Genomic DNA, 15,841 nt, shown 5'->3' with positions numbered 1-15,841 from the left:
TTGGTTCCCTCGAGGTTGTTGGCCTCGGTGACGGACTTGAGGTCTTCAAGCTGGTCGAGAATGCCACTGAAGCCCATGGACTTGGCACCGGAGTTGTCAATCAGATCCGGAGGCGTGCCACCGACGAAGCGGGGCTGCATTTCCTGGGAAATGTCGGTTGAGGGGCTGATCTTCACCGTAACGTCGGGGAAGTTCTTGGAGAAGATGGCTCCGGCGAAGTCAACGTAGTCGATGCCGTAGCCGCCCTTGAAGATGACAGCGTCGAGTGCGCCGGTCTTGGCAACTCCAAACGGGTTCTTCGTGGGATCAACTTCGCCACCCGGCGCAGCCGAGGTGCCTGAATCGCCACCCCCTGCACAGGAAGCAAGCGCTCCGCCCAAGGGCAAAAGTACGGCGGTTGCCAGGGCCCCGCGGAGAAATCCACGACGCTGCAGCGGCTTGTTCTGAATACTCATTCTATTTACTGCCTTCCATTGATGGTACGAGCGCTAAATCGGTACTGCCTTGTACGCACTTGGTACGGGTACTGCATTTCACTAGGCTGACTCCAACGTGGGTGTCGCCGAGATCATGCCTCCCGCCTGAGTCGGCCTACGTATTGGCCAACTAGCGCGAGGTTGTGTTCGTCCCCGCCCGGGATATTTGCCGAAATATAGATGGGCGGCTTCTTCCCCGCACGGATCAGACACTGGACTGTTTCGATAGTGAGCAACTGCGCAATGTATGCGCCTGTGACCGATGAAACAGCACCAACACCTCCTCCGCCGGAAACTTCCAGGGTGGTGTCGCCATACGGCGCCCTGTTATCGATAACAATATCTGCTATCTCGCTGAGCCGCAGCCCGCTTGGGTGTTTGGGTTCCACCGCGTTCGTGTGTTGCAGACTCGTTACGGCAATGACCTTGTGGCCACGTTCCTTGGCGGCCAATGCCAGTCCAACAATCGAACCATTGACGCCTGAATTCGAGGCAATGATGAAGATGTCCCGCGGGTCAATGAGGGAAAGGTTGAAGAGCTCCTCGGCAACTCCCGTTTCACGCTCCAGGATGGAGCCTTCCAAGGAGTCCAATTCAGCAACACTTCGTTCCCCGTGGAGCACCAAGTCACGCAGGGCGATCTTGCTCGTGGGGATCAGCCCTCCGGCACGGCCTGCAATCTCCATGGCAAAGGCCTCGGAGTGGCCGGTGCCAAAGGCTTGAATGACGCCACCGTTAGCCAGTGCATCTGCCATTGCAGAAGCAGCCGCGTCAACCCCGCCAGCAACGGCCCACTCCGTGATGGCGTCCAATCGGGTGGAAACTTCAAGGCTGAAATCTGTCATGTAATTAGAAATGATCCTCACCCTTTCCAGTTTTGTGGGGTGTTCTGTGGCTGCTCACTTCAAGCCGCGCGGCCCTGGTGGGACGCCGGTGCGGAGAGACAGCCATTGCTGAAGCCGCAAGTTTCGAGGTGGTCTTGGCAAAATTCACCTGAGCAACCAGTAAATAGATCAAGTCCAGAACCAGCAGCTGTACGTGCTTGGCTGAGAGATCGTCCGGCTGCAGGAACTGCTCATGAACGGACGTGATGATGGAAGCATCAGCACTTTCAGCCAAAGGGGAGCCTGGGTTGTTGCTCAGTGCCACCGTCAACGCCCCAGCTTCGCCGGCTTCACGCAGCATTTGCAAGGTTTCTTCAGTTCGGCCGGTGTTGGATATACCGATGGCCACCGTGCCGGAGTCCTGAATGGCAGCACTTGTCAGTCCTGCGTGGACCTCTGACCAGTGGTGGGCGTTGATGCCGATCCGGTAAAGACGTGACTGGAGTTCCTTGGCCATGACAGCGCTCCCACCAATCCCATAGATGTCCACATGTGAACTCATGGCAATGCGGCGGGCAATCTTGTTCATCAAGGCCAAATCCATGACGGCAGCGGTTTCCTCCAAGGAACGCGTATGGGCGTTAACAAGTGTGCTCAGTACGTCACGTGGCGAGTCGTCGGGGCCAAAAGCACGTCCAATATCGGCCTTCCACGACTCGCGGGCGTCGCTGCGCCCAAGGTCAGAGGCAATGCTGACCCGGAACGGCACGTAGCCGGCATAGCCCAGCAGACGACAAAAGCGAGTGACAGTGGCCGGGGATGTTTTAGTTTGCTCCGCCAGTTCCATGATGGAGAGTTCAAGGGGTGCCTGTGGGTGCTCAAGAAGGTAAGCGCCGATTTTGGCCATGGCAGCAGGCATATCAGGTAGTTTGGCCTGAATACGGTTCACGACACCGGCGGACGTTGCCGCAGATGCAGGAGTCGTGAAAGCTGACATGTGAAAATCCATTTCTTTTTGATGACTACACAATGAAAACTATTATCACGTCGCATGTAAGTCAAGTCACACCCAGACACAGATTGGTAACGATGCAGAAATTTCTTGCCATTGACGCTGGCGGGACGTCCACCAGGGCTGTTCTCGTTGACCCCGCGGGCTACTGCCACGGCTATGGCACGGCGGGCGGGGGAAACCCGGTTTCCCGCGGGTTTGGGCCCGCATTGGATGCACTGGTGCAAGCTTCCACCCTGGCCTTGGGCGGCCGCCCCGCGGCCATCGAAGGTGTTCTCGTGGCGATGGCCGGAGCGTCACTTGAACTGCCCCTGCATTTGTTCCAAGCTGGCTTCAAGCCACTGGGCCTGGCAGGTAACGTCATGATTGAAACTGACTTATTGGCGATGTTTTACTCTGGAAGTTGTCATGATGAAGGCTTGGCGTTGATAGCCGGAACCGGAGCTGTGGGCGCACGTATCGCCGGCAGTCAGTTGGCAGCCGTCGCTGACGGGACCGGTTGGTTGCTCGGCGACAAGGGATCTGGATTCTGGCTCGGCAGGGAAATTGCTCAGGCCGTGGCGGCAGCTCTCGACGGCCGCGGCAAAGCGACGGCATTGACCGAGTTGGTCCTGGCTGAGTTGGGGATAGCGTGGGAGCCACACGCCCGCACCCAAGGGCGCCTACGGGCTCAGCAGCAGCTGATCTCAAGAGTCTACGAGCAGAGTCCCATTGAGCTCTCCCGGTTCACTCCCCTCGTTTTCACGGTGCAGGAGGACGACGTTGCCAGGGACATCATTGAGCGTGCAGCCAATGCGCTGGCCAAGACACTTCTTGCCGTCAGCCTGGGAGTGGAAAGCGACGGGGCCGCACGAATTGCGGCAAGGCCACTGGTCTTTGGCGGCAGCGTGCTCACAAAAGGTTCCACTGTGGCCCAGGCAGTGGTGGACACACTAACGGCGAACAACAGCGAGCCGGGCTCGGGGATCAACACAGCCATTACGCCGATTCTCGTGGACGACGGCGTGGCGGGTTCAGCCGTACTGGTGCTCAAACGCCACGGGATTGATGTTGATGCGGGCGTCTTTTCGCGAATCCAGGACAGTTTGGCAGCGTTGCGCAGCTGACCGACGCGGTGGGACCGATTTAGCGGGAGGGGGTTTCGCCGTCGTGCGTGTTGTCTGCCGGGCCGCCTTGGGCCGCATTGTCCGTTTTGATCTGCTTCAAGCGGTCTGCGGAACGTCGGTTCACACCGGAACCCTCACTGAGGTAGTCCTCATTTTCCTTGTGGCCCATGACCATCAGGGATGACAACAGCAAGGTGACAACGAAAGCAATGCCAAACGCAATGGCACCAAGGTCCCAGCGCAGCCCATGAATCGTGCCCCCAGCGGACACCACAAGGGTAACAAGGCCCGCAACCGCTGCAAGGGCGGCGGAAAAGCTCAGCGGGAACTTGATGGAATTGCCCGAATCCGGGTTCTGCGGCTCTACACGGCCCACAATTGATCCTTTGCTTGTTGGGTGTTCACACACCCTGGCTTTCTACGCGAAGTAGAACATACGGTGCCAGTTTACTGGGCTTTTGTCTTGCTGCCATCATGGCGAAGCGTGAGTGCGGACAACGCCCATAGTGCGCCGATCATCAGTGCCCCTCCACCGGCAACGCCCATGAGTGCGTGGGGGCCCACGGTGGCGAAGAACGGAAGGAGGATTCCTGTGCCCAGGCCAAGAACGCCGGAGATCATCCAGTCACTTCGCAAGGCGATCTTCGCTTTCGTGTTTCCGGCTGGTTTGTCCAAGGCAGCAAATAGTTCGGCCGCACCCACCACAGCAAGGGCTGCGCCGCCAAGCCAGGCCGCTATCACGGTGCTGGCGGAAATAGCCACCACAACCCCGTTCATGGCCAGGAATCCTGCGGCTCCAAGCAACACCAGCCTGCCACGGTGTCCACGCGGTAATTCAAGAGTACTCACCACCCAGTACTGGGTGGCCGCCAAGGCAAGGAAGTAGAGCGCAAAGCCAAGGCACAATCCCAGCACGCCAGGATCTGCCCAAAAGACTGTCACGAGGCCAAAAGCCATCGTCACAACAGCCCGCAACAACACGCGCTGCCACAGCGCAGGGATGCCGGGCGCGGCCGTACGGGTGTTGCTTGACTGAGGCAGTGCTGTTTCACTCACCCTTCAAGTCTAGCCGCGGGCGGCCGGAACGCCGATTTGCATCCATCGTCCCGTTCGGGCGCGCAGCCCCAAAGTCAATCCGCGGGCCCCCATGTAACCGATGCTGAACGCGGCCCAGACCCAGAACAGCCCCGGAACAGTGTCACCGAAGTCCACTTGGGAAATCCAGAAGAGCAGGGGCAGGTAGACCAACAGATTCGCCATCCCTACCAATGCGAGATACCGGGCATCCCCAGCTCCGATGAGGACGCCGTCGAGCACAAAAACGTATCCGGCAAGCGGCTGGGCAACAGCCAGGACAAGCAATGCCGCGCTCAGCGCCGCGTGGACACTCGTGTCCGCGGTGAAGATCCAGCCGACGACGCCGGACCCCGCCCACAGCGCGAGTCCCGTCAACACACCAAAGACCAGGCCCCACCTCGTCATGGTGCGTGTCAAGAACCTCACTTCCATGACGTTGCCGGCGCCCAGTTCTTTACCAATCAGTGCTTGGGCGGCGATGGCGAGGGCATCAAGGGCGAAGGCGAGGAACGTGAAGATGGTCATGGCCAGCTGGTGGGCTGCCAGATTGGTTGCGCCCTGTGCGGTCACCACAAGCACGGTGGCCAGGATCGCGCCGCGGAGTGAGAGTGTCCGCAGCATGAGCCAACTGCCGACACGGGACACTGTTCGAACACCCGCCCAATCGGGGCACAGACCAACGTCATAGCGTCGGGCTGCCCGCACCACAATGACCAGGTACACCACAGCCATTCCCCACTGGGCAATCACTGTGCCCAGTGCGGCTCCAGCCACGGATAAGCCCAGGCCGTAGACCAACACCAGGTTCAGTACGATGTTGACGGCAAACCCGACTATCGCCACTACCAGAGGTGTCCTCGTGTCTTGCAAGCCACGCAACACGCCCATGGCTGCCATAACCAGCAGCATAGCGGGAATGCCGGCCAGGCTGATCATGAAGTACGTCTGTGCGTACCCCAGTACATCTCCATTGGCGCCCATGACCCCGAAAAGTCCGCCGCCAACAAATATTCCGACAACGGCAAGCACCATGCCCAGCATCGCTGCCAGCCACAGCCCATCCCGGCCAACAGCAAGGGCGTCAGCGTGCCGTCCAGCTCCCAAAAGACGCGCCACGGCGGGAGTGGTCGAGTAGGCCAGGAACACCATAAGTCCCACCACGGTCTGCAGTACAGTGGCAGCCAGCCCCACTCCGGCCAGTTGTGAAACCCCCAAGTGTCCGACAATTGCCGAGTCAGCCAAGAGGAAAAGTGGCTCGGCGATGAGCGCACCAAAGGCGGGGATCGCCAGGCCTCGGATGGCCCTGGCCGTTGCGCGGCGGCTCTCCTTGGAGGCGTCGGTCAGCGTTGTTGGTTTGGGCATGGTTTAACAGTATCGGCCACTGCGGCTATTCATGGCCTCGCTCTGGGCCGGGGCACCGGGCAGGCAGGGCATACCCGGCAGGCAGCGAACGCCGGGCACACCAGACCCGGTACGTCTGGGTTAGTAGCTGCCGCCGTTTTCGCTGGCCATGTTGGCAAAACGTGAGTAGTGCCCCTGGAAACCCAGCACGATTGTCTTGGTGGGGCCGTTTCGATGCTTGGCAACAATCACGTCGGCTTCACCGGCCCGGGCTGATTCCTTGTCGTAGATATCCTCACGGTGCAACAGAATGACCATGTCGGCGTCCTGCTCAATGGAGCCGGACTCTCGAAGGTCGGAGACCATGGGCTTCTTGTCGGTTCGCTGCTCAGAGCCGCGGTTCAGCTGTGACAACGCCACAACCGGGACCTGGAGTTCCTTGGCCAGCAGCTTCAAGGCACGCGAGAACTCAGAAACCTCCTGCTGACGTGATTCAACGCGCTTGCCTGATGACATGAGCTGGAGATAGTCCAAAATAACCAGCTTGAGGTCATGCTGCTGCTTCAGGCGACGGCACTTGGCGCGGATCTCCATCAGCGACATGTTGGGGGAATCGTCAATGAAGAGCGGCGCTTCGTTCATTTTGCCCATGGTGGTGGCAATCTTTGACCACTGGTCGTCCTTGACGGTTCCCTTGCGCAGATCCTGCAGGCTGATGGTGGCTTCGGCGGACAGCAGGCGCATGGCAATTTCGTTCCGCCCCATTTCCAGGGAGAAGACCACCGTGGCCATATTGTGGTCAATGGCCGCCGACCGCGCCCAATCCAATGCGAACGTGCTCTTTCCCACCGCGGGACGGGCAGCAATGACAATCATCTGGCCAGGGTGCAGGCCGTTGGTCAGTTCATCAAATTCGTAGAATCCGGTAGGCACGCCGGTCATCCCCTGGCCCTTGTGCCCGGACGCCTCAATTTCATCCACAGTGGATTCCATGACGTCTTTCAGAAGCACATAGTCCTCCGTGGAGCGCCGTTCAGCCACGGCAAAGATCTCCGCCTGTGCTGCATTCACGGTGTCTTCGACTTCACCGTCTTGGGCGTAGCCCATCTGCACAATTTTGGTGCCTGCAGTGACAAGACGGCGCAGCACGGCTCGTTCGGCAACAATTTCGGCGTAGAAACCGGCGTTGGCGGCTGTTGGGACCGACTGGATCAGCTGATGCAGGTAAGCCGCACCACCGGTCTTCGTGATTTCACCGCGCTTGGTCAGCTCATCGGCGATGGTCACGGCATCGGCGGGCTCGCCCCTGCCGTAGAGGTCCAGGATGGCCTCATAGATGCTTTCGTGGGACGGGCGGTAAAAATCACTTCCGCGCAGTACTTCGACCACGTCCGCAATGGCATCCTTGGAGAGCATCATGCCACCCAGGACACTTTGTTCAGCCACTAGATCCTGCGGCGGTGTCCTTGCGAAATCTGGTTCACGGGGTGTTGTCCCGATTTCCCTGACTGTAGCCGACATGTGTGGTGCCCTCTTTCCGCCCTGCTGGCCGGGTCTTTCACCACTTGTGGCGGTGTGTTCTTTAGTGCGACTGCTCCTGCCAGCTGGTACGGACAAAGTCGTCTTTGTGGAGAGCCTAGTTGCAACGTTAGACGCTGAAAGGGCATCCACCAACCCCGTTGTCCACCCTCACTGTGGATAACTAGTGCATTAACTGCCCTAGCTTGTGCACAGGATGGGGATAAGTGTGTGGATAAAATACAAGTTGTTCACAAAACATGGCTCTGACCTGCATGAATACTATCCACCCCCTGTGGAGGAATACTTTTTTTAAACAAAGTTCACGTCCTACGCGCAGCGTTGCCCACACCAACCTGCTAGAGGAAGCTCACAATATCCACAGATATATACGCACATGTGGATATCCGGTGCCCTGCAGCCCAGAGAGCAAGGGGCTAAGCTGCCTGAAACGAATGGAGGCACGCCATGTCCACGAGGAGACGCCCACGCGCTGATGGCCCTTATGCAAGAAATCACGGGACAACTGCCACAAATGTGGGGTCCAAGCATCATCGGCTTCGGCCAATACCACTACAAGTACACATCGGGGCGTGAAGGTGACGCTCCTGCTGCAGGATTCTCTCCGCGGAAGGCCAACCTGGTCATATACGGGCTCACGTACCCACCCGGTGCTGCCGAACTGTTGTCGACGTTGGGTCGCTTCAAATCTGGGGCATCCTGCATATACGTCAACAAGCTCGCTGATGTGGACATGGATGTGCTGGCGCAGCTCATAGCGTTGAGCTACCAGCAAATGACCACAACTACCCCGGGTTAAAGCAAGAAGCCCGGCCCCCACGAAAGGGGCCGGGCTTCAAGAAACGCTATGTGCAGGCGACTAGCTTGCTACAACGTTCAAGGTGATGACAGCGGAAACGTCGTCGTGGAGACGAACGTTTGCCGTGTGCTTGCCAACCAACTTGATGTGGGCGGGCAGTTCAACCTTGCGCTTGTCAATGGTTCCCAGACCTGCAGCGGCAACAGCCTTTGCAACGTCGTCGGCCTTGACGGTACCGAACAGGCGACCTGAGGCGCCGGCCTTGACCTTCAGAACAACGGTGTGTCCCTGCAGGGCAGCGGCCTGCTCCTGGGCTGCTTCAATGGAAGCGTGGGCGTGTGCCAGGCGTGCAGCCTTGATGGCTTCAACCTGCTTCTCGCCACCCTTGGACCAGGTGAGGGCGAAGCCGCGGGGCAGAAGGAAGTTACGTGCGTAACCGTTCTTCACCTCAACGATGTCGCCAGCGGCACCGAGGCCGCTTACTTCGTGGGTCAAAATGAGCTTTGCCATGTGTATTTATCTCCCTTAACCGCGGCCAGCGCCGGAGTAGGGAAGCAGTGCGACTTCGCGGGCATTCTTGATTGCCTGAGCGATCTTGCGCTGCTCCTGAACGGTGACACCCGTAACGCGGCGCGCACGGATCTTTCCACGGTCAGAAATAAATTTGCGCAGCAATGCTACGTCCTTGTAGTCGATGACAGTGATGTCAGCGGCCTTCAAGGGGTTGGACTTTGGTTTGGGCTTACGGAGTTCAGCCTTAGCCATCGTGGAGCTCCTTAGTGTTAGTGGAGCCCGTGGATATTAATCCGCGGGATGGTGTGCGTACGGCGGTTGCCGCACATTGATAAACAAGTGTGGTGCGCGGGTTCCCTGCGTGGCGGCGGAGCCGACAAGAAAGGGCCTGCACCGCACGTTAGAAGGGAGGCTCGGAGTTATCCGGGCCTGCGCCCCAGCCGGAGGAGCCGCCACCGGGCGTGGCCCAGGGGTCAGCTGCCGGTGCGGACTGCTGCTGCTGGCCGCCGCCCCACTGGGGATTTCCCCCACCGGGATTGCCGCCGAAGCCGCCTTGTCCTCCGCCGGCGTTGCCGCCGCCGAAGTTTCCGCCCTGGCCGCCTTGGCCACCGCCAAAGTTGTTCCCACCCTGGCCGCCGGAGCGTTGGGTGCGGTTTACCTTAGCGTTGGCATAGCGCAGCGAGGGGCCGATCTCGTCGACCTCAAGCTCCATGACGGTGCGCTTTTCGCCTTCTTTGGTGTCGTAGGTCCGTGACTTCAGCCGGCCTGAAACAATGACGCGGGTTCCCTTTGTGAGGGACTCGGCAACGTTTTCGGCCGCTTCACGCCAGATCGACGCGCGGAGGAACAGCGTTTCGCCGTCCTTCCACTCGTTGCTCTGACGGTCAAAGGTCCGCGGAGTCGACGCAACGGTGAAGTTCGCTACTGCTGAACCGCTCGGAGTAAACCGAAGTTCGGGGTCACTGGTGAGATTACCAATGACCGTGATAGTGGTTTCGCCTGCCATCTGCTCCTGCTTCCTGCTTGGTGTTTTCCTACAAAGAAAAAACTAAAAAGTTAAGGCCGAAATTACTCGGCTTCTACTTTCTGCTCTTCCGGACGGGTGATCTTGGTGCGCAGGATGGTCTCATTGAGGCCAAGCACGCGGTCAAGTTCCTGAGCGGTAGCAGGCTCGGCGGTGAAGTTCACCACGGCGTAGATACCTTCAGACTTCTTCTGGATGTCGTAAGCCAGGCGGCGACGGCCCCAGATGTCAACCTTTTCGATGGTTCCACCATCGTTGGTGATGACATTCAGGAACTTCTGCAGCGACGGCTCAACGGTACGCTCATCAACATCGGGGTCGATGATTACCATCAGTTCGTAAGGACGCATATGTGAACCCACCTCCTTTGGTCTAGGCGGTTACGGCATTTCCGTAACAGGAGGTTCATTTGCGGTGCCTGCCTGGCGACTGAGTCCACTCAATGAGTGCCCCCGGTTCCAGCACAGACTTGTCTATCTTACCGTAAGCACGACGCCGGATAGTCACCCCTGTGGGTAACCCTCACCACACGCCGTGGCTCGGCATGGGCAAACTGCAGCGTCGACAGTCGAGGTCTCCCCCATGCCTTAAAATGGACTGAACCCCGTTCCCGTTTTCGCCGAAAGGCCCCACTTCATGCGCTCCACCGACAACGCCGTTGCGCAGTGGCACGCGCAAAAGCAGTTGCGGCACAGCCCGGCTTGGAAATTGCTGCAGGGTGCATCGTGGGCGGTGGCCTTCCTGCGGGCTGAATTCACCGCCACCAGGCAGCGGGTGCCGCTGGAAATCTTCCACGCCGACCTCGCCGACTTCATGAAGGAGCTGCGCGGGGAAAACCTGAGCCTGAACGAGGCGTGGCAGGCCTCTCACTATGCCGACTCCTGGGTGCGCAGCCAGTTTTTGGCCCGGCCCATGGTGGACGGTAAATTCTTGTATGAGCCGACGGCAGGCACGGCACGCGTTCTGGCGTTGCTGGACACCTTGACGGGCCAACGCACCAACTTGAACAGTTCACGGCTGAGCACTTTGTTGACGAGCATTGAGAAGCTCTCGTTTCAAAGCGATCCCGACCCCGACACGCGCATTGCCGCTCTGGAAGCAGAAATTGCCGAGCGGGAAAGTGAAATTGCCGCCTTGCGCAACGGCGGCACCCCCGCCGTGCTGTCCAATGACTCCGCAGTGGCAGCCACCCGCAGCATTTTGGACCTGGCCGCCAGCCTGCCTGCAGATTTCAAGCGCATGCGCGACGGCGTGGAGCTCATGTTGCACACCATTCGCCAGGAGATCATGGAATCCTCCGTGACAAAGGGTGTGGCCATGGGCCAGGTATTGGCCGGGGACAAGGCCCTGCGGAGCACTGCCGAAGGAGAAACATTCCAGGGCTTCACCGAATTCCTCAACGACCCCGTGCAGCAGGCCAGGTTTCGGCAGTCCGTCAATGAGGTGCTTGAACGCGACTTCACGGATCAGCTCAGTTCCGAGGAGCGCGGAAACCTTGCATCGCTGGTGCGCGAGATGCGCCGTCAGGCCGCCGATGTCCACACTATTTACGGGCGCCTGTCGGAGAGTCTTCACGCGTATGTGCAATCGGCCGAGTTCAGAGAATCGGTGCTGCTACGCAAAGCCATCCACGCGGCCGAACAGTCAATGGCCAAGGCATCACTGGGCTCCCGCACAGCAGTGGTCCCGCCGCTGTTGTATTTCCCCAACTTTGAAACTCTCGCAGGGCTGGGTATTTTCAACCCCGAGGACCATGTGCCGCCGCCGAAGCTGGCGGCACCGCCGGCACTGAGCGATGCCGACATCCACCGCACTCCCGCTACACCGGCACCCGACATGGAAACGCTGCAGGCCGCCGTCGAACTTGCCCGGCACAGCCGCAACGGTAGCGCCACGCTGGCTGAGGTCTACGCCTCCCTGCCGGGCGATCTCCAGCACCTGAATACGATCCGCGGCCTGATCATGGCGGCGCGCAGCTCCGGAAGCCCCATTGATCCACAGCGCACCCAGACCGTGACTTTCACCCAAATCGACGGCACCGCCCGCACCGCCGAACTCCCGTTGTTCACCTTCACGAAGGACCCCGCCCCATGAGCAGCCCCAACGAAACCAGCCCGGCCCCAGCTGGCGGCAGTTTCTCCAGCGAGAATTCCCAGGATGGAAGTGAACGGACCCTCTTTGCCGGAGACACCGGGTCCTTCCCACTTGAATTGCGTCAGGCGTTGGTGCGTTTGCTGCGCGGGCCGTACATTGACGGCACCACGGATCCGGCCCTGTGGACGACCATCCTCAACCACACCGCCTCGCTCCAGCAGTACCTGAGCGAGATCTTCCTGCTGTTGACTGTCGATTCGGAGCGCAAGATCGCACTTTTGACCCCCGCCTCAATTGACGCCGTGCACACGCAGCCCATCGTGGCCCGCAAACCGCTGCGCCGCGAAGAGACGCTGCTGGCCCTGCGCCTGCGTGTACTCCTCGACAGGCACGCGGGCACTGGCACCGACGTAGGAATTTCCCGCGCCGGCGCTCGGGAGATCCTGGCCGAGCACCGCCAGCCCGGCGCCGTTGATGACAAGCGACTCGACGAGCAGACGGATGCCGCCCTAGCCCGGCTGGCAGGGTTGAAACTGATTGCGCCCACCGAGCTCGCTGACGAGTACAGGGTCAGCAACGCCCTGGCCTTGGCACTTCCCTTTGACTCCATCGATCAAATTCCGGCCTATCTTGCCGCCTTGGACAAGAGTGCCATCACCGAACCGTTCGAGGACACACTGATGCAGGAGACGTTCTAGATGAGCATTGCCACCACCCTGCCTTTTGGTGAAGAAGTCAATCCCGGACAGTTCCGCCTGAGCCGGATCCACATCATCAACTGGGGCACCTTTCACGGCCGCCACTCCATGTACGTGGACAGGGCAGGCACACTACTGACAGGCCACCCCGGCGTGGGCAAGTCCACACTTTTCGACGGCATCCAGCACATCTTCTATGCGGCCCCGCGCCTGAACGAATCAGCCAACGAGGCCTCGAACCGCAAAGACCGGCGAACCACATTCAGCTATATGCGCGGACGCAAGATCAAGACGGCCGACGGCGTGGTGTACCAACGTCCCAGCGCCACCTGGTCAGCGGCCGCCCTCGTGTTCGAGGACGGTCTGGGACGCGTTGTCACGATCGCCGCGCTCTTTGACCTGCCTTCCAACGGCCTTGAAGGCCAGGTAGGCAAGCACTATGTCATCCACAATGCCGAACTGGACATCCAGGCATTGGAGAACCATGGCAGTCGGCGCTTTTCCCCGTCATCCCTGCATGCAGCCTTACCCGGGGCCGAGGCCTTTGACGTCCACAAGACCTTTGCCGAACGGTTCCGCCGCAAGCTGGGCATCCACAATGACAAAGCCTTCTCCCTCCTGCGGACACTGCAAAACGGCAAGGGCTTGGACAAGGGCGTCAACCGCTTCTTCCGCTATGAGGTGCTGGACAAGCCGGCGACGCTCTCTGCTGCGGCAGCAGCCGTGGAGGACTTCAACCACCTAAGCGGCATTTACCGCCAGCTCGAGGATGCCCGTGGACAGCGCGACGCGTTGGCGCCCGTGCCTGAACTGCACAAGAAATTGCAGGACATCACGGCGACCCAATCCCGCACAACCGAGCTAAAAAATATTCAGCTGCCGTTGTTGCGGCAAAAGTTTCAAGCTAACCTACTTGCGGCAAAGGCCGTGGCCCTAGGCGAGGCAGCACGAGAGAAGCAGCAGCACATCGAGGCTGCCGTGGCCACCAAGGATGCTCTGGCCGAGTCCGTTTCAGCCCTCTCCGACCAGCATGCAAACCATGGCGGACGGGCCATCGAAGGTCTCGAGAAGGATATTCGTGCCGGGAAGCGGGAGCTTGCCGAGCGCCTGCGGGTGGAGGCCGCAGTCCAGGGTGAGCTGGATGCTGCTGGCCTCGTGTACGAGTGGAGCAAGGCAGGACTGGCCGCTGCCCGCGACAACGCGGCGGCCGGCGTCGAACTTCAACAGGCAGAGACTGATGCCGCGCGGACGCTTGAGTACCAAGCCGTTGCCACCAGCGTAAACATCCGTGATCAGGAGAAACAGCTTCGTGCGGAAATTGAGTCGTTTGAGCGTCGCGGCAGCAACATCGACTCACGAAGTGCTGCCGCACGCCGGGCTATTTCTACTGCCTCGGGGCTGTCGCTGGATGACATGCCGTTTGCTGGGGAACTGGTGGACATTGCGGCTGGGCAGGGCTCATGGCGTTCCGCGGTGGAAAAGGCTTTGCGATCACTCGCCACGACTTTGCTGATTGCCGGCGAGAACATTGCCGCGGTTACCCAGGCCATCAACTCCCTTGATGGGCACGGGAAACTGCGCTGGATCAACATCTCCGTGCCCCCTCGTGATGCAAAGGCCGGCGATGAAGAGCTTGTTGGAAAACTTGATTTCCACGATTCCGACGCCGGAGCTTGGCTCCAGTCGAAAATTGCGGCTGACTTTGCCTTTAATTGCGTGACCAATGATTCCGAGCTGCACCAACACGCAAAGGCCATCTCACAGGCGGGAACCGTAAAGCTGAGTTCCGCCGTTTATGAACGCGACACCCGCACCATCAACCCCGGTGACTACCTGCTCGGATTCAACAACGCCGCAAAAATAGCCCAACTGCAGGAACAGGCGCAAGCCCTGGCGGCCAAGCACGAAGAAGCTGCCGCCGTCGCAACACAACGCGGCCTTGCCAAAGAGCAGTCGGCACGCACACTGGCCACTCTGCAACGAGTAGCCGTTGATGACAGGGACTTTACCGAACTCGCTTCCGCAGAGTTGGCTGCCAAGCTCGAGGCCCTTCACGCTGCACTGGAAAGAACAATCGCAGGAAGCGCGACGTTGGCGCAGCTGCGTGAATTACTGGCAACAGCCAGGGCAGACCTGGAAGCCGCCGTGGGTCGGGTAGCAGTGCTGCACCACGATGCCGCAGCTATTGGCAAAGAACTCGCTTCCATCCGAACAGCACTCAAGAAAACGGCTGACTTCAAGGACACTCCACCGGTTTGGGCGGTTACCGCGTTTGCGCCGTACCTCAGCGGAGGCGAACCAACCACTTTGGACGAGCTGGAGGTGTTGTTGAGCGGGGTGGCCGTCGACTTGGGCGAACGCAGTGCAGCCCTGAAGGAACAGCAGTTTAGGACAGAAGGGGCCTTGAGCGAGATATTCAAGTCCTTTGGCCGCCAGTTCGGACCCACCATGAGTGCCAGCCACGGCACCGGGGCCGACGCGACACCGCACTACGAAGAGCTTTATGAACGTATAATCTCCGACGGTCTGCCCCAGCGCCAGGATGAATTCCGCGAGTACTTCAACAACCGTTCATACGAACGCTTCTCGGATCTCCTGCAATTGCTGGAAGAAGAACGCAGGGTGATTGAGGAACGTATACTTCCGCTCAACCAGATACTCTCCGATGTCCCATTTGAAAAGGGCAGCCGGCTGCGGCTGGAAGTTCAGACAAGCATTCCCGATGAAGCCCGTGCGTTCCGGAAGGAACTCAAGGAAGCTCTTGGAAACGCGTACACGAAATCTACTGAGGAAAAGATGGCCTCAAGCTACCAACAGCTTGAACGGCTCGTGAACGCTCTTCGCGACCCTGGCATGGCGCACTGGACAGACACTGTCCTAGACGTCCGCCAGCACGTCACTATCAGCTGCAATGAGCACAGACCCAACGGAGAGGTTGAAATTGGCCTAGAGCCTGGGACGCTGTCTGGTGGCGAAGGCCAACGCTTTACCTCGTTCATTATGGGAGCCGCCTTGGCCTACCAATTGGGCATCGACACCCAGGGTTACAGTACCTATGGCACCGTCATGATCGATGAGGCGTTCATCCAAGCAAACTCCGAATACGCTGGCGCTGGCATCAATGCGCTGCAAGAGTTTGGTTTCCAACTCTTGCTTGCTGCACCGGAAGACAAAGTGGACCTGTCACGGCACCTTGGATCTGTCACCGACATCATCAAACACCCGCAGGCCAATGTCTCAGGATTCATTTCAACCGGACAATCACCTGCTACGGCCACGGACATCATTCTTCGCTAGGCCGCACTGGCTGGTGCCGGGGGTGTTGTTGTGGTTTGGTG

Annotated in this window: 15 protein-coding genes and 1 pseudogene; 5 read left to right on the top strand and 11 right to left on the bottom strand. The window is 59.5% G+C overall.

Annotated features, from left to right (window positions below; all coding sequences use genetic code 11):
- From Q4P21_RS13565 to Q4P21_RS13555, 3 genes and pseudogenes are all read right to left on the bottom strand, one after another.
- Positions 1 to 455, bottom strand: a pseudogene (locus Q4P21_RS13565) (carbohydrate ABC transporter, N-acetylglucosamine/diacetylchitobiose-binding protein); the annotation flags it as partial.
- A gap of 113 nt (positions 456 to 568) precedes the next feature.
- The gene (locus Q4P21_RS13560; RefSeq protein ID WP_303389281.1) at positions 569 to 1,321 is read right to left on the bottom strand and encodes an SIS domain-containing protein; all 753 of its coding nucleotides are present in this window, start codon (positions 1,319 to 1,321) and stop codon (positions 569 to 571) included.
- 4 nt (positions 1,322 to 1,325) lie between these two features.
- On the bottom strand, positions 1,326 to 2,297 hold the full coding sequence (locus tag Q4P21_RS13555) for a MurR/RpiR family transcriptional regulator (protein ID WP_303389280.1): 972 nt from the start codon (positions 2,295 to 2,297) through the stop codon (positions 1,326 to 1,328).
- Positions 2,298 to 2,389: 92 nt separating this feature from the next.
- Between Q4P21_RS13555 and Q4P21_RS13550 the strand changes: the two genes are divergently transcribed.
- Complete coding sequence (locus Q4P21_RS13550) at positions 2,390 to 3,418, top strand: N-acetylglucosamine kinase (RefSeq protein ID WP_303389279.1); 1,029 nt, start codon at positions 2,390 to 2,392, stop codon at positions 3,416 to 3,418.
- A gap of 19 nt (positions 3,419 to 3,437) precedes the next feature.
- On the opposite strand, the gene Q4P21_RS13545 is transcribed toward Q4P21_RS13550, so the two are convergent.
- The 4 genes from Q4P21_RS13545 to dnaB all read right to left on the bottom strand — a co-directional run bounded on the left by Q4P21_RS13545 (position 3,438) and on the right by dnaB (position 7,357).
- Complete coding sequence (locus Q4P21_RS13545; RefSeq protein WP_303389278.1) at positions 3,438 to 3,794, bottom strand: hypothetical protein; 357 nt, start codon at positions 3,792 to 3,794, stop codon at positions 3,438 to 3,440.
- Positions 3,795 to 3,865: 71 nt separating this feature from the next.
- On the bottom strand, positions 3,866 to 4,474 hold the full coding sequence (locus Q4P21_RS13540) for a hypothetical protein (protein ID WP_303389277.1): 609 nt from the start codon (positions 4,472 to 4,474) through the stop codon (positions 3,866 to 3,868).
- A 9-nt stretch (positions 4,475 to 4,483) separates the two neighbouring features.
- Positions 4,484 to 5,857, bottom strand: coding sequence for an MATE family efflux transporter (locus Q4P21_RS13535; protein WP_303389276.1), 1,374 nt, complete (start codon positions 5,855 to 5,857; stop codon positions 4,484 to 4,486).
- A gap of 120 nt (positions 5,858 to 5,977) precedes the next feature.
- Positions 5,978 to 7,357: a replicative DNA helicase gene (gene dnaB / locus Q4P21_RS13530; RefSeq protein WP_303389275.1), complete on the bottom strand. Its 1,380-nt coding sequence runs from the start codon at positions 7,355 to 7,357 to the stop codon at positions 5,978 to 5,980.
- A 493-nt stretch (positions 7,358 to 7,850) separates the two neighbouring features.
- On the opposite strand from dnaB, the gene Q4P21_RS13525 reads away from it, so the two are divergent.
- Positions 7,851 to 8,174 (top strand): DUF1801 domain-containing protein, encoded by a 324-nt coding sequence (locus tag Q4P21_RS13525; RefSeq protein ID WP_369598901.1) that lies wholly within the window; start codon positions 7,851 to 7,853, stop codon positions 8,172 to 8,174.
- Positions 8,175 to 8,234: 60 nt separating this feature from the next.
- Here the strand turns inward: Q4P21_RS13525 and rplI are convergent, their stop codons facing one another.
- The 4 genes from rplI to rpsF all read right to left on the bottom strand — a co-directional run bounded on the left by rplI (position 8,235) and on the right by rpsF (position 10,061).
- Positions 8,235 to 8,684 (bottom strand): 50S ribosomal protein L9, encoded by a 450-nt coding sequence (rplI, locus tag Q4P21_RS13520; protein ID WP_207345656.1) that lies wholly within the window; start codon positions 8,682 to 8,684, stop codon positions 8,235 to 8,237.
- 15 nt (positions 8,685 to 8,699) lie between these two features.
- On the bottom strand, positions 8,700 to 8,939 hold the full coding sequence (rpsR, locus tag Q4P21_RS13515; protein WP_003800144.1) for a 30S ribosomal protein S18: 240 nt from the start codon (positions 8,937 to 8,939) through the stop codon (positions 8,700 to 8,702).
- Between the two features lie 148 nt (positions 8,940 to 9,087).
- A complete protein-coding gene (locus Q4P21_RS13510) occupies positions 9,088 to 9,693 on the bottom strand; it encodes a single-stranded DNA-binding protein (RefSeq protein WP_207345655.1) in 606 nt (201 codons plus the stop codon).
- A gap of 62 nt (positions 9,694 to 9,755) precedes the next feature.
- On the bottom strand, positions 9,756 to 10,061 hold the full coding sequence (gene rpsF / locus Q4P21_RS13505; RefSeq protein WP_303389274.1) for a 30S ribosomal protein S6: 306 nt from the start codon (positions 10,059 to 10,061) through the stop codon (positions 9,756 to 9,758).
- Between the two features lie 286 nt (positions 10,062 to 10,347).
- Here rpsF and Q4P21_RS13500 point away from each other — a divergent pair, with 286 nt between their 5' ends.
- Genes Q4P21_RS13500 through Q4P21_RS13490 form a run of 3 tightly spaced genes read left to right on the top strand, consistent with a single transcriptional unit; the run spans position 10,348 to position 15,800 of the window.
- Positions 10,348 to 11,805: a DUF3375 domain-containing protein gene (locus Q4P21_RS13500; RefSeq protein WP_303389273.1), complete on the top strand. Its 1,458-nt coding sequence runs from the start codon at positions 10,348 to 10,350 to the stop codon at positions 11,803 to 11,805.
- Positions 11,802 to 12,503: a DUF4194 domain-containing protein gene (locus Q4P21_RS13495; protein ID WP_303389272.1), complete on the top strand. Its 702-nt coding sequence runs from the start codon at positions 11,802 to 11,804 to the stop codon at positions 12,501 to 12,503. The genes Q4P21_RS13500 and Q4P21_RS13495 overlap by 4 nt, the downstream gene beginning before the upstream one ends.
- Positions 12,504 to 15,800 (top strand): ATP-binding protein, encoded by a 3,297-nt coding sequence (locus tag Q4P21_RS13490; RefSeq protein ID WP_303389271.1) that lies wholly within the window; start codon positions 12,504 to 12,506, stop codon positions 15,798 to 15,800.
- The last annotated feature ends 41 nt before the right edge of the window (positions 15,801 to 15,841 follow it).

The sequence above is a fragment of the Arthrobacter sp. genome (assembly GCF_030540645.1).
GTDB lineage: Bacteria > Actinomycetota > Actinomycetes > Actinomycetales > Micrococcaceae > Specibacter.
This window is presented reverse-complemented; position numbering and strand designations above follow the sequence as displayed.

Bases quoted from the DNA above. Each gene is read 5' to 3' on its own strand.
- Q4P21_RS13500 (WP_303389273.1), top strand. From the start codon at position 10,348: ATGCGCTCCACCGACAACGCCGTTGCGCAGTGGCACGCGCAAAAGCAG.
- Q4P21_RS13490 (WP_303389271.1), top strand. From the start codon at position 12,504: ATGAGCATTGCCACCACCCTGCCTTTTGGTGAAGAAGTCAATCCCGGA.
- Q4P21_RS13525 (WP_369598901.1), top strand. From the start codon at position 7,851: ATGGCCCTTATGCAAGAAATCACGGGACAACTGCCACAAATGTGGGGT.
- rpsF (WP_303389274.1), bottom strand. From the start codon at position 10,061: ATGCGTCCTTACGAACTGATGGTAATCATCGACCCCGATGTTGATGAG.
- Q4P21_RS13550 (WP_303389279.1), top strand. From the start codon at position 2,390: ATGCAGAAATTTCTTGCCATTGACGCTGGCGGGACGTCCACCAGGGCT.
- Q4P21_RS13555 (WP_303389280.1), bottom strand. From the start codon at position 2,297: ATGTCAGCTTTCACGACTCCTGCATCTGCGGCAACGTCCGCCGGTGTC.
- rplI (WP_207345656.1), bottom strand. From the start codon at position 8,684: ATGGCAAAGCTCATTTTGACCCACGAAGTAAGCGGCCTCGGTGCCGCT.
- rpsR (WP_003800144.1), bottom strand. From the start codon at position 8,939: ATGGCTAAGGCTGAACTCCGTAAGCCCAAACCAAAGTCCAACCCCTTG.
- dnaB (WP_303389275.1), bottom strand. From the start codon at position 7,357: ATGTCGGCTACAGTCAGGGAAATCGGGACAACACCCCGTGAACCAGAT.
- Q4P21_RS13535 (WP_303389276.1), bottom strand. From the start codon at position 5,857: ATGCCCAAACCAACAACGCTGACCGACGCCTCCAAGGAGAGCCGCCGC.
- Q4P21_RS13510 (WP_207345655.1), bottom strand. From the start codon at position 9,693: ATGGCAGGCGAAACCACTATCACGGTCATTGGTAATCTCACCAGTGAC.
- Q4P21_RS13495 (WP_303389272.1), top strand. From the start codon at position 11,802: ATGAGCAGCCCCAACGAAACCAGCCCGGCCCCAGCTGGCGGCAGTTTC.
- Q4P21_RS13560 (WP_303389281.1), bottom strand. From the start codon at position 1,321: ATGACAGATTTCAGCCTTGAAGTTTCCACCCGATTGGACGCCATCACG.